Source organism: Curtobacterium sp. MCPF17_047 (assembly GCF_003234045.1).
Classification (GTDB): Bacteria; Actinomycetota; Actinomycetes; order Actinomycetales; family Microbacteriaceae; genus Curtobacterium.
The window spans coordinates 97,398-109,720 of sequence record NZ_QKSF01000011.1; the positions used below are offsets into that span (position 1 = coordinate 97,398).

General features: G+C 70.1%; 12 protein-coding genes and 1 pseudogene. 8 read left to right on the top strand and 5 right to left on the bottom strand.

Translation table 11 applies throughout. The features are described 5' to 3' along the window. Positions 1–1,034 precede the first annotated feature (1,034 nt). Both DEJ33_RS16945 and DEJ33_RS17620 read left to right on the top strand, forming a co-directional pair. The gene (locus DEJ33_RS16945) at positions 1,035–1,292 is read left to right on the top strand and encodes a hypothetical protein (protein ID WP_146242617.1); all 258 of its coding nucleotides are present in this window, start codon (positions 1,035–1,037) and stop codon (positions 1,290–1,292) included. Between the two features lie 160 nt (positions 1,293–1,452). Continuing rightward, positions 1,453–1,991: pseudogene (locus tag DEJ33_RS17620) on the top strand (transposase); the annotation flags it as partial. A gap of 214 nt (positions 1,992–2,205) precedes the next feature. Here the strand turns inward: DEJ33_RS17620 and DEJ33_RS17500 are convergent. Beyond that, positions 2,206–3,171 (bottom strand): helix-turn-helix transcriptional regulator, encoded by a 966-nt coding sequence (locus DEJ33_RS17500; protein WP_220034037.1) that lies wholly within the window; start codon positions 3,169–3,171, stop codon positions 2,206–2,208. Positions 3,172–3,612: 441 nt separating this feature from the next. Here DEJ33_RS17500 and DEJ33_RS12460 point away from each other — a divergent pair, with 441 nt between their 5' ends. Next, positions 3,613–4,524 carry a helix-turn-helix transcriptional regulator gene (locus tag DEJ33_RS12460; protein ID WP_111079081.1) on the top strand — a complete coding sequence of 304 codons (912 nt, stop codon included), beginning with the start codon at positions 3,613–3,615 and terminating at the stop codon, positions 4,522–4,524. A 266-nt stretch (positions 4,525–4,790) separates the two neighbouring features. Next, on the top strand, positions 4,791–5,903 hold the full coding sequence (locus DEJ33_RS12465; protein ID WP_111079082.1) for an acyl-CoA desaturase: 1,113 nt from the start codon (positions 4,791–4,793) through the stop codon (positions 5,901–5,903). 150 nt (positions 5,904–6,053) lie between these two features. On the opposite strand, the gene DEJ33_RS12470 is transcribed toward DEJ33_RS12465, so the two are convergent. Next, positions 6,054–6,689 (bottom strand): MBL fold metallo-hydrolase, encoded by a 636-nt coding sequence (locus tag DEJ33_RS12470; RefSeq protein WP_111079083.1) that lies wholly within the window; start codon positions 6,687–6,689, stop codon positions 6,054–6,056. A 37-nt stretch (positions 6,690–6,726) separates the two neighbouring features. Here DEJ33_RS12470 and DEJ33_RS12475 point away from each other — a divergent pair, with 37 nt between their 5' ends. From DEJ33_RS12475 to DEJ33_RS12485, 3 genes are all read left to right on the top strand, one after another. Further along, positions 6,727–7,170 (top strand): MarR family winged helix-turn-helix transcriptional regulator, encoded by a 444-nt coding sequence (locus DEJ33_RS12475; RefSeq protein WP_181436616.1) that lies wholly within the window; start codon positions 6,727–6,729, stop codon positions 7,168–7,170. A 171-nt stretch (positions 7,171–7,341) separates the two neighbouring features. Then, a complete protein-coding gene (locus tag DEJ33_RS12480) occupies positions 7,342–7,671 on the top strand; it encodes a hypothetical protein (protein ID WP_111079085.1) in 330 nt (109 codons plus the stop codon). 227 nt (positions 7,672–7,898) lie between these two features. Beyond that, on the top strand, positions 7,899–8,192 hold the full coding sequence (locus DEJ33_RS12485) for a hypothetical protein (RefSeq protein ID WP_111079086.1): 294 nt from the start codon (positions 7,899–7,901) through the stop codon (positions 8,190–8,192). A 9-nt stretch (positions 8,193–8,201) separates the two neighbouring features. On the opposite strand, the gene DEJ33_RS12490 is transcribed toward DEJ33_RS12485, so the two are convergent. Continuing rightward, on the bottom strand, positions 8,202–8,519 hold the full coding sequence (locus DEJ33_RS12490; protein ID WP_146242618.1) for a hypothetical protein: 318 nt from the start codon (positions 8,517–8,519) through the stop codon (positions 8,202–8,204). Further along, positions 8,516–9,028, bottom strand: a complete 513-nt coding sequence (locus DEJ33_RS12495) for a DUF427 domain-containing protein (RefSeq protein WP_111079088.1) — start codon at positions 9,026–9,028, stop codon at positions 8,516–8,518. The genes DEJ33_RS12490 and DEJ33_RS12495 overlap by 4 nt, the downstream gene beginning before the upstream one ends. A 162-nt stretch (positions 9,029–9,190) precedes the next feature. Between DEJ33_RS12495 and DEJ33_RS12500 the strand changes: the two genes are divergently transcribed. After that, positions 9,191–11,140: a family 43 glycosylhydrolase gene (locus DEJ33_RS12500; protein WP_111079089.1), complete on the top strand. Its 1,950-nt coding sequence runs from the start codon at positions 9,191–9,193 to the stop codon at positions 11,138–11,140. A gap of 75 nt (positions 11,141–11,215) precedes the next feature. Here the strand turns inward: DEJ33_RS12500 and DEJ33_RS12505 are convergent, their stop codons facing one another. After that, positions 11,216–12,223, bottom strand: coding sequence for an AraC family transcriptional regulator (locus DEJ33_RS12505; protein WP_146242619.1), 1,008 nt, complete (start codon positions 12,221–12,223; stop codon positions 11,216–11,218). Positions 12,224–12,323 lie beyond the last annotated feature (100 nt).

A 12,323-nucleotide genomic window follows, 5' to 3' on the forward strand; every position in this document is an offset into this window, starting at 1 on the left:
CCGGTCCTGGAGCGTTGCCCTAGCGCTCGGACCGGAGTGCGGTTGCCCTAGCGCTCGGACCGGAGTGCGATTGCCCTCGCGGCACGCCGCCGGGGCGGCGAGATGCGGTTAGCAAGTCTGCGCTGTATGAATGGTCAGGCGCGGGTGGGGGCCGTAGGGGCGGCCACGGCGCAATACCAAAGGGGGGTCGCTTCGTGCGACTAAAACGACTACATCTTGCCGCCGTCGCCGTAACGGTGGCGGCTCTCGCTGCTTCGCTGACCGCCGGGCCAGCGAACGCTTCGAGCACACTGACAGCGAGCACCGCTCCTGCACTTGTCGAGCGAGCGGAGCTCGCCGTTGGCCTGCAGGACGACACGGTCCCTGGGGCAACGGAGGTCCTGGAGCCGGGGAACATTGCCGAAATCGCTGCGACAGACGAGACGCCCGCTCTGTCGGTGGAGGTCGGTGCTGACCAGGGGTCTAACGCCGTTTACACGGCAGATGCGCTGACGGCTACGTCGACTCGCTTCGCAGCTGTCTTCGCCTCGTCGAGCGTCGGTACTGCGTCATGGGATCTGGGAAGCGGGACCGAGCTCTACACGCTCCCTGACGGACGAGTAAGTGTTGGCGACGCGGAGGGGAACCTCCTCGCCGGGGTCGACGCTCCGTGGGCGGTTGACGCCACCGGCAAGGCAGTCGCAACTCACTACACGGTCGACGGGACCACCCTCACTCAACACTTGGATTATACGGCTGACACTGTGTTCCCAGTAGTCGCTGACCCGAAGATCACCTCGTTCCCGGGGTACTGGACGATCAGCCTCAACAGGTCCGAAAGCCTGAAGGCGATCGGCACTGTGGCGTCGTGCGCTGCGCTGTTCTCCAAGTCGCCGGTGCCAGGATTGAGGGTGGCTACGGTCGCCTGCGCCGTACTTGCCGCGTATGGCACGCCACAGCTTGCTGGCGGTAAGTGCTTGCGAATCCACATTGTCGGTGCCGTGCCGCTCTTCGCAACCTGGTGGCCGACCTGGCCGAAGTGCTAGGAGCACTTCATGACAGTTTTGCTCGGTCTGGTTGTCGGCCTCGCGTTCGGGGTAGCTTCGGCGTTCGCTAATCGTCGGTGGGGCACTGTCCTTGCCTGCATTCCTGTGGCGGGCTGGTTCGTCATCTTCGGAATCTGCAGCCTCGACGGGCTGCAGGACAGCGAAGTAGCGCCACTGTGCTACGGCCTTCTCGGAATCGTCCTCGGGCTTCTCGTCGGGCAGGTCTTCGACCGTCAACGCAACAAACGCGCCCAGTCACATCGCTGACAAGGAACGCGCGACGGACGCCCCCGCTCTCAGGACGGGGGCGTTCTTGCGTGCGCATACAGCCGGCGATTGGGCTGCGCCGAACCGGCACGGGACTGCTGCAGGTTTGGTTGACTCCTGACAGGTAGGGGCATTGGCTCCTGCTGGAAGGATGTGCGCCATGGTGAAGGCGTATCCGGAAGAGTTCCGCCGTGACGTGATCGCGGTCGCCCGGAAGGGCGAGACGTCAGTGCGGCAGGTCGCGAAGGACTTCGGTGTGTCCGAGTACTGCCTGGCCCGCTGGTTGCGCCTCGCGGACCGCGACGATGGCGTCGGTGCTCTTGTGTCGCCGTCGGCGAAAGCGGTGGAGCAGGCTGAGCTGCGGGAGGCGCAGAAACGGATCCGGCTGCTCGAGCAGGAGAACGAGATCCTCCGTCGGGCAGCGGCGTACTTCGCCCAGTCACAACTCCCAAAATGATCTACCCGCTGGTCCTCGAACTCGCCGACGACGGTGTTCCTGTCGCGGTGGCCTGCCGGGTACTGGGCTTCTCGAAGCAGGCGTTCTATCGGTGGCGCGCCAGCCCCGTGTCCAAGCGGGACTGGGACGACGCGCACCTGACCAACGCCGCCATCGATGCGCATCGGGACGATCCGACGTTCGGGTGCCGGTTCATCGCCGACGACCTCGTCGCGGGCGCGCGAACTGCAGTTGACTGCCGCTGCACGGGGAGCGTGGAGCGTCTGGCTTGGAACAAAATCCCGAATCCCGTGGAACGCCCTTTGTTGCTGGTATTCGGGATCCGCGCCACCACTGACACCCGCGAACAGACCGAACACCTCGCCGTAGCCGTGGAGCGTCACCGATGTCGTGCCGCCGCGGGCGGGAGTGAACGGGTCCATCACCGCGCCTGCTCGTCGGCCAGCAGCATCTCGGTCAACGGCGGAGGGTCACCCGCGGGTACTCGCCGAATCGCTGGAGGTACGCGTTGGAGAACCTGCCCATGTGCGCGAACCCCCATCTCGACGCGACATCCGCGACGGAAGTGGCGATCGGGTCCGCGTGCAGGAGATCGGCGTGGACGTGGCGGAGTCGCACTTCGCGGAGGTACGTCATCGGTGTGCGATCGAGGATGCGCTGGAACGACTCCTGGAGTCCGCGAACACTGAGATCGGCCGCTCGGGCGATGTCCGCGACGCTCAACGGCTCCCCGGCGTGCTCGTGGATGAACTCGACTGCCCTCCGGACGCGCACGTTCTTGCGGTCCCCGTAACCGTGGGGGAACCCTTCGCTCTGGAACCGGTAGAGCCCGAACAGCGATCGGGCGACGTCGCGCTGCGCCTCGTGCCATGCCAGGGAGGAGGTTCCGCCTGAGCGCAGCGCCTGCATCGCAGCAGCAACCGAGCTGCGCCATCGCATGACTGCGCTGGCTGTGGGCGTGACGCTGCGGTCGAACCCGAGCGTGCCGTCGACCAGGTGCTGCTCGGCGGCGACGTCGAGAACGAGGTCTCGGTTCAGGTGTACGAGACGCTGATCCCAGTCCTCGTACGCCATCTCGAACCGCTGCTCGATCGGGAACAGCGTCGGGACGCCCGGTTGCATCTGCACTTCGTCACGGCCGACATCGACACGGGCATCACCGGAGTCGATCCACTGCACGACGACCTCGCCCTCGACAGCGACGTCGCCCCGGAGACGACCGTGCATCTGGGAACGTCGGATGCTCATCTGGCCGTCGCCGACGCCGACGTACTTGTACCAGTAGTCGGAGCTGACCGGCGAGGAGTGCCACGCGCGGCCGGCGTACATGCCGGCGAGGTCTTGGATGGCGCCGTCGGTGTCAGTGCCAGCGACTGCCACGATCGGGCGGACCGGGGTCTCCGCCAGCGCGTCGGTCGTCACCGCGTCTCCCCGAGGACGTGGAAGCAGAGTCTGCCGGTTCTCCCGAGCGCAGTGGCGCCCGCCGTGCGAGGAGTGCCCTCGTGGACGAGTGCGGAGGGCAGGAACACAGTTGTGGCGGTCATGGGACCGGCCTTCCATGAGGCTGTGAGAGCCTCATCGCTGCCGGACCGTCCTGCTGTGCCAGCGCTCCACATGCCGCGGAGACCATCGTGACGACAGGACCGCAAAGTGGCCCGGTTCCTCCACCGTACGGAGGCCCGCGGCTCTGCTCAACAAGAGTCCCCGGAACGCGGTTACGCGACGCGCTCGCTCCGAGCCTGATCCGCGGAGCGCGGCGGGTTGAAGCGGCCCCGCGACAAGACCGAGGTGCAGGCATGGGTGTCGCCGGGTCTAGCGTGGGGAGGTCTGGTTGCAAGCAGAGCAGGTAGGAGACCACTCGCGATGACCACGCTCACGCTGCAGCACGACACGGACGACATCGACACGGTCGCGACAGTCCTCGGACAGATGTACCCGAAGGTGCGGTTCGACCCCCCGCGGGGCAAGGTGCACTTCCAGGCCGACATCCGCGGCGACGAACAGCTCAGCCTCGCTCGCCTCACGATGGGGTTCCACGCCCAGGTGACCGTCGAGCCCGAAGGGGTCTTCACGTCGGCGATGCTGCTCGGCGGCCGCCTCGCGACGGTGCACGGTGACGGCGCGAACGCCGGAGGCGTCATCTTCGGCCAGGAGGAGACCGCTGCGGAGTACAACGGTTCGGAACTGCTCGTCGTCAACCTGCCCGAAGCCTCGCTCATCCGCCGTGCGGTCCGAGCGAGCGGCGCGGACAGTGGCGTCGTCCGGTTGCGCGGACACCACCCTCGGCCCGAGCACGCTGCCCTGTGGGTCCAGGCCGTGTCGCACGTCCACCGGAGCGTGGTGCAGGTCGAGTCCGCGTTCGAGAACGACATCATCCGCACCGCGGCCTTCGACTACCTGTTGGGACTGGCGACGACGGCCCTGCCGTTCGAGGTGGTCACCCGCGTCCCTCCGGGCGTCGGGGCCGGCGAAGCGACCGTGCGCCGGGCCGTCGCGTACATGGACTCGCACCTGGCCGACGCGATCACGATGGAGGACATCGCCGCAGCCGCCCGGGTGTCACCGCGCGGTCTGCAGGCCGGCTTCCAGCGGCACCTCGAGATGACGCCGATGACCTACCTGCGCCGCGCCCGACTCGCCGAAGCCCACCGGGAACTGCTGCACGACCCGACCAAGACCATCAAGGCGGTGGCCGAGAAGTGGGGCTTCAGCAACCAGGGACGCTTCACGCGCATGCGGCGCGAGGTGTACGGGATCGAGGAACGCACCGGCTGAGCGTCGACGGTCGGGCGGTGGACAGGGGTGCGCGAACTGGACGCCGTGGCCACGACGACGTCCGCACGCTGGAGGTCGCCCGTGAGTTCCGGGAGCGGCCGACGGCTGTCCTCCCCGCAGACCCGGGCAGGGCCGCCGATCGGGACGTTCGAGCGCATCGATCTGAGGAACGGGCACGTTTGCGGTCGGTGTCACGTCCTCAGTACGGTCGATCTGTCCACATCGCGAGATGGGCATCCGCCAGCGCCGTCGACGGGAGCACCCCAATGTCCACCGAGTCCGTGATCACCAGCCCCTACCGGAAGACCGGCACCGCGAACGGGCCGCGCGCCGGTGGCACGTCGACGTACTCGGCACTGCTGCAGCAGGTGAAGGACGCCGGGCTCCTCCGACGCCGCCGCGGTTTCTACTGGTCCGTGTTCGCCGCCCTCGTCGTGGCGTCCGCGGCCTGCTGGGTCGTCTTCGCGCAGCTCGGCTCCTCGTGGTTCCAGCTGATCGTGGCGGGCGCGCTCGGCGTGCTGTTCACCCAGTTCGCGTTCCTGTCGCACGAGGCGGCCCACCGGCAGGTGTTCGACTCCCGCAAGTGGAACGACCGTGCGGGCCGCTGGCTCGGCACGTTCGTCGTCGGCCTGTCGTACTCGTGGTGGATGAACAAGCACACCCGGCACCACGGCAACCCGAACACGATCGGCAAGGACCCGGACATCGCGCCGGACGGCGTCGTCTTCATCCCCGAGGACGCGGCCGCGACGAGCGGACCGATGCGCTGGCTCGTGCGGCACCAGGGGTGGCTGTTCTTCCCGCTCCTGACCCTCGAGGGCATCAACCTGCACCGGCACGCGGTCACCTCGGTGCTCCGCGGTGTCGACGGGAAGAGCGACCGCCGTGACCGCGTCGTCGAGGGCGTCATGCTCCTCGCCCGGTTCGCGATCTACCTGCCCGTGGTCTTCGTGTTCCTGCCGTTCGGGATGGCGTGTGCGTTCCTCGGGGTGCAGCTGGCCGTGTTCGGCGTGATGATGGGCGCCTCGTTCGCCCCGAACCACAAGGGCATGCCGACCATCGCGCACGACGCGAAGGTCGACTTCTTCTCCCGTCAGGTCCGCACCTCGCGCAACATCCGCGGCGGCTGGTGGGTGTCGTTCCTGATGGGCGGCCTGAACTACCAGGTCGAGCACCACCTGTTCCCCTCGATGCCCCGCCCCGCCCTCAAGCAGGCGCGGCTCCTGGTCCGGGACCACTGCGACAGCCTCGACGTGCCCTACACGGAGACCACGCTGCTGCGCTCCTACGGCATCGTCGTCCGGTACCTGAACCGCGTCGGACTGGCCGCCCGCGATCCGTTCGACTGCCCGATGACCAGCGAGCTCCGCATCGGCTGACCTCGACGGAGCCGGCCGCCCGGCCGGCATGACCGCCCAGCCGGCATGACCGAACGGACCGCCCGGCCGCCCGGCCGGCACGACCGAACGGACCGCCGGCCGACACGTCCACCTCGCGTCGGCCCGCGGTCCGTTCGTCGTCCGGACTGCTCAGACCGTGATCGTCTCGCCGTCCGCCAGCGTCACCAGCTCCACCCCGGTGAGCTGACCGGCGAACTGCGCGAACGAGCCCTTGCCGACCTCGCTGAGCATCAGGTCGTGGATCTGCACGGCCCGCGTCGGCTGCACGGCACGGACGAAGTCGACGAGTTCACCGAGCTTCGCCCACGGCCCGGACGTCGGCACGAGCAGCGTCTCGACCGGCACGCCCGGCACCGCGTACGAGTCGCCCGGGTGGAAGACGCGGCCGTCGACCAGGAACCCGACGTTGCTCATCGGCGGCACGTCGGCGTGGATGACGGCGTGGTCGCCGCCGAACACGCGGACCTCGAAGCCGCCGGCGGTGATCGTGTCGCCGGGGGAGACGGCGACCACACGGCCGTCGTGGTCGCCGAGCGCGTCGACGACGGACGCCGGCGCCCAGATGCGGAGGCCCGGCTGCGCGTCGAGGGCCGCGCCGAGGACGTCGGCGTCGAAGTGGTCGGGGTGGTCGTGCGTGACGAGCACGGCGTCGGCTGCGGCCACGAGGTCGGCGGACGTCGCCGTGTAGGCGCCCGGGTCGAGGAGGACGCTGCGGTCGCCGTCGCGGAGGACCACGGTGGCATGGGTGTGCTTGGTGAGTTCCATGAGCGGAAGTGTACAGCCAACCTGTACACTTCCGTCCATGGCCCTCCGCGACTTCACGCTCGACGACGCGAACGCCCTGCGCCGCGCGATCGGGGACAGCACCCGCGCCGTCCGCCGTTCCGAGGCCACTCCGGAGGGCCAGGTCGAGACACTCGGCTTCCTGGCCCGCGACGGTGCTCAGAGCATCGCCGCGCTGGCGCGACTCCGACGGGTGCGGCACCAGTCCATGCGGGTCACGGTCGCCGACCTCGAGGCGCAGGGGCTCGTCGAGCGGACCCCGGACCCGACCGACGCACGAGGGGTCCTGATCTCGTTGACCGACGCCGGCCGGACCGTGATCGACGAGCTCCGGATCCGCCGGTCCGCCCGTGTCCTGGCTGCCGCCGAACGCGCGCTCACGCCTGAGGAGCGCGCCACCCTCGCCCACGCGGCCGACGCGATCGTCAAGCTCACCGCGGCGCTGGAGACGGACGGCAGCTGACACTCGGTGACGAGTGACCGGAGACCGGCGACCGGTGACGGGTGATGGGCGACGGACGGGAGGCGCGGTGCGGGCCCGCCCCGCGCCTCCCGTCCGGCCGCGCCCCCGTCACCGCCGCGACAGGACGGGCCCCGAACGGGTCGTCACCCCGCTCGGCGTACCGTCCGGGTCGTGTCCGACGACCAGCAACCACGACCCGACCCGACGCGCGTCGGTGACCAGCCGGCGCTCCGCACGCGCTCGGGTTCGAACTGGCTCGCGTGGGGTGCGGTCACGACGGTCCTGGTCGCGGCGGTCATGGTGCTGATGGGCATCCGGCAGCCCGCGGTGGGGTGGCCGGCACTGGTGGTGGTCGTGGTCCTGTTCCTCACGATGGTCGTCGTCCGCGGGGCCGTCCGCCCCCTGCGGACGCGCCTGGTGACGCTCGCGGTCCTCGACCTGGGGATCGTCGCTGTGGGGTTGGCAGCAGTGCTCGTGGTCCTCGTGACGGCACCGGGCTGACCACCGGTGCCGGTGACAACTCCGGTGGTGGCTGGGTGCCCGCCACCGTCGCAGTCGTACCGCCGGTGTACATTGAGCCGAGTACGGACCATCCCGATGCGTGCGTTCCCGACGAGACCGTTGCCCTGACTCGGTTGCGGGTGCCCCGCTCCTCCTGGGGGTCCACCTGTGCACACCACCGCCGGCCTCCGCCGTGCATGCATCGAACTGGTCAGAACCGGCTCACCATGAAGTACGTCGTCTACGGACTGACATCCGTCCTCACCAGCAGTGCCGCCGCCTCCGCCGTGATGCGGTACGCGGTCGCGCTCGGGCAGACGGGCAGCAGCGACCTCGTCGCGATCCCCGCCGTCGACATCGCGGGCGTGCCGATCGCGGTCGAGGTGTTCCTCGGCCCGGGCGTCCCCCTCCTCGCGGAACCCGCCGCGGACGACCTGCTCGAGCCCGAGCACCAGGAGTTTGTCGACGACCTCGCCGAGCGCACCCGCTTCCTCGCGGCGCGGCGGTCCGAGCGGGCCTGACCGGCTCCGTCAGCTGCGCTCGACGACCAGCGTCCCCGCCCCGACGGGCAGTGTGCCGGCGCGGTACGCGATGACCGCGCCCGCGGCAGTCGTGGCGTCGAGGCGGATCGAGGCGGCACCGAACCGCCAGCTGCGGTTGACGCAGAAGACGGCGAACTCGACGGTGCCCTCGTCCGGCAGCACCCAGGTGCCGGACCCCCACTGCGCCGGCTGTCCGACGCCGTCCACGCTGACGGTCGGCCGCGCACCCCAGGCGAACCACGGCCTGTGCAGGCGGAGCTCGACGCGACGACGGGTGGTGCCGGACGGCAGCGGAGCCCCCGTCACCACCCGAGCGTCCCGGGCTCGCCCTTGAACGGCCCGACGATGTCCGCGGTGATCCAACCACCGTAGAAGTCGCCCTCCTGCGCGCGGACACGCTCACCGGCGACCTCGCACGAGTCCATCTGCGACGGGTACACGGCCACCAGGTCGCGCAGCTCGCCGTACCCCTGCCACGGCGTCGGGTAGGTCCAGGCACCCCGCCGGACGACCCGGTCGCCGCCGTGCACGTCGAAGTACGAGGCACTGCCCTTGAACTCGCACATGCTCGACCCGCTGGTGGGGACGAGGGCGTCGGGCGCGAAGTCCGAGATCGGCAGGTAGTACACCGGCGGGTGGCTGGTCTCGAGCACGCGGACCGCACCGATCGTGTCGGCGACGACCTGGCCACCGAGCCGCACGACGACGCGGGACGCGGTCCGCTCGACGCGCGGCGGACGCGGGTAGTCCCACACCGACTCCTGGCCGGCTCCGGGGACGTCGGGGGTGGGGTGGCTCGGGCTGCGTCGGGTCATGTCCCCAGTTCTACCCGCCGGAACCGACGGACTGGAGGCTCGTCACCAGCTGGCACGTCGGCACGTGCGATCAGGGCGAGGATCCGGACGACGCCCCTGGCCTCCGGAGCGTGGCGGGGCTACGCTCCGGACACCACCTCCTCAACGACGAGAGGCTGTCCCGTGCGCCGAACCATCGCGATCACCCTCGCGGCCGTGACCATCGTCGGGGCGCAGGCCCTGGCCGGACCTGCGACCGCCGCACCACCACCGACGACGACCGCAACCACCGGTGCTGCCTCGACCGGTCCTGCCTCGACCGGTCCTGCCTCGACCGGTCCTGCATCCACCAGTGCGGTGACCAGCGCCGCCGCCACCGCCGGACGCGGCCACGCGCCGGCGGCGACACACCAGAACCCGATGGCACTGCGCCTCCCGGACGGCCAGACGGCGGCGAGCTGCGCCGACCCGACCGCGATCCACGGGGTCGGCCGCGACCGCAACTGGTACCTGTACTGCACGACCGACGCCCTGACGGCGACGGAGGAGACCGCCACCGGTGAGCTCGTGCAGCACAGCGTCCCGACCTACCGGTCCACGAACCTGACGGACTGGACGTACGTCGGCGACGCGTTCACCACGAAGCCGGCCTGGGTCGGCGAGGCCAACGGCATCTGGGCGCCCGAAGTCGTCCAGCGCGGCCGCACCTGGTTCCTCTACTACACGGCGTCGGACACCCCGTCGGCGACCGGCCCCACCGGCGGTGGATCGGCGATCGGCGTCGCCACGAGCAGCAGCCCGACCGGCCCGTGGACGGACTCGGGCGGACCGGTCGTCGCTCCGCAGACCGCACCGAATGGTGACGGCTTCCGGTGGTCGTTCGACCCCGAGGTCATCACCGACTCCGGTCGCACCTACCTGTACTTCGGGAGCTACTTCGGCGGCGTGCACGTCCGACAGCTCACCGCGGACGGACTGCGCTCGCTGCCGGAGACCGAGCGGCAGATCGCGATCGACAACCGCTACGAGGGCTCGTACCTCATGCGGCACGGCGGCTGGTGGTACTACATGGGCTCCGCGACGAACTGCTGCAACGGCTCGCTCACCGGCTACGGCGTCTTCGTCGCCCGCTCGAAGAGCCCGCTCGGACCCTTCCGCGACCGTGACGGCGTCGCGATCACCGACACCCGGGTCGGAGGCTCGCCCCTGCTCGCACAGAACGGCAACCGCTGGGTGGGTACCGGGCACAACACGGTGGTCACCGACTTCGCCGGTCAGGACTGGGTGATCTACCACGCCGTGGACCGCAACGACCCGTACTACGCGGGGCAGACCGGCTACACGAAGCGCCCGGCGCTCATCGACCCGCTCGACTGGGTCGGCGGCTGGCCCGTCGTCCGCGGTGGAGCAGGACCGTCGGACTCGGTGCAGCCCGCTCCGGCCGCACAGCCGGGGCAGCGATCGGCGTACCGTCCGCGCCTCGCCCCGGTCGACGTGCCGGCCCGCACGATCCGGTCGCTGTCCACCGACTTCCGGGGTGACGCGCTGCCGCCGGCGCTGACCTGGACGCGGCAGCCCGATCCGTCGACCTACCGGGTCCGGGGCGGTGCCTTCTCGTGGCAGACCCAGGACGCGGACCTGCACCCACCGCAGACCCCGCTCGCGTCGGTGCTGACCGAAGCGGCACCCGCCGGTGACTACGTCGTCGAGACCCGCGTGCGGATGGACACCCCGGCCACCGGCGACTCGTTCAACTACCGGCAGGGCGGGCTCGTGGTCTACGGCGATGACGGGAACTACGTCCGACTCGTCTCGAACTCGATCTTCAACACGCGGCAGACGGAGTTCGGCAAGCAGGTCAGCGGGCAGCCCGAGGGCGCGCCGACCTACGGCAACATGGTCGTCGGGCCGGTCGGTGACGCGACCACGCTCCGGATCGTGCACCGGCTCGTCGACCGTGAGCACCGCTACACGGCGTACACCAGCGTCGACGGTCGGCACTTCGTGCGCGGCGGCACCTGGACGGCGGACCTCGGGTCGACACCGCGGATCGGGCTCATCTCCCTCGGCGGTGCCGGTTCGACGAGCACGTTCGAGGACCTGCTGGTCAGCACCGTGCGGTCGGTCCGGTAGACGACGGACGGCCGACAGGCCCGGTGCGACTGCACCGGGCCTGTCGGCCGTCCGCCGGAGCGGGACCCGCTCAGGTCAGCTCCGGAGCGTTGCCCGTGGGTACTCGCCGAACTCGTTGCGGTAGGCCGCCGAGAAACGGCCGAGGTGCGCGAAGCCCCAGCGGCGGGCGACCGTCTGGACGGACGTGCCGGAGGGGTCGGCCTGCAGCAGATCCCGGCGGACCCGCTCGAGTCGGGTCCGGAGCAGGTACGTCATCGGCGTCTGGTCCAGGTGCCGCTGGAACGCCTCCTGGGTGGCACGGACACTCAGTCCGGCGGCGCCGGCGATGTCCGAGACGCTCATCGGCTCCGCCACGTGCTCGTGGATGTACTCGACGGCGGCGCGCAGACGTGCCCGTCGGGGCAGCAGCACGGCGGGCGGCAGGGCCGTCACCGTCGGCGGGTACATCCGGAGGAACGCCGCCGCGGTCCCACGCGTCAGGTTGTGCCAGAGCAGGGTGTCGACCCCGCCGGTCCGGAGCTCCCGGGAGAGCAGTGCCAGGCTGTTCCGCCACTGCGTGATCGCAGTCGGGTCGAGGGTCCGCAGGTGGTCGATGCCGAGATCGACGACCTGACCGGTGTGGAACATCTCGTCGGCGACCTCGTGCACGAGCGGGCGCGACAGGTGCACGAGCCGTTGGTCGTAGTCCTCGTACTCGAAGACGAACTCACGGCAGGTCGGGAAGAGCATCGGGACGTCGAGCTGCAGCGGCACCCGGTCCTGCGTGACGTCGGGGACGCCCTGCCCGGACGTGATCCACTGCACGACGTAGTCGGGTGAGCGGGGGATGGCCCCGCGGATGTGTCCACCGATCTGGGACCGGCGGAGCGTCACGTCCCGGTCGCCGACCGCGCTGTACCGGTAGGCGAACGGGTGGTCGGTGGTCCGGGCCTGCCATTCGCGGCCGTCGTAGAGACGACCGATGTCGGCGACGACCGCGTCGCTCGAGGTCCCGGACGCCTCGATCCGCACCGGTCGTACCGTGTCGGTGGCCCACGTGCTGGTCTCCGCCCGTCGGGCGGTGACGTCGAGCGTGCTGGTCATGATCGTCTCCCTGTCGACCACCGGAGGGGCGGTCGGGTCGCTGCTGTCCCTGTCAGCGCTCCGTTGACGTTCGATGCACTGGACGCCGAGCGAAACTCGT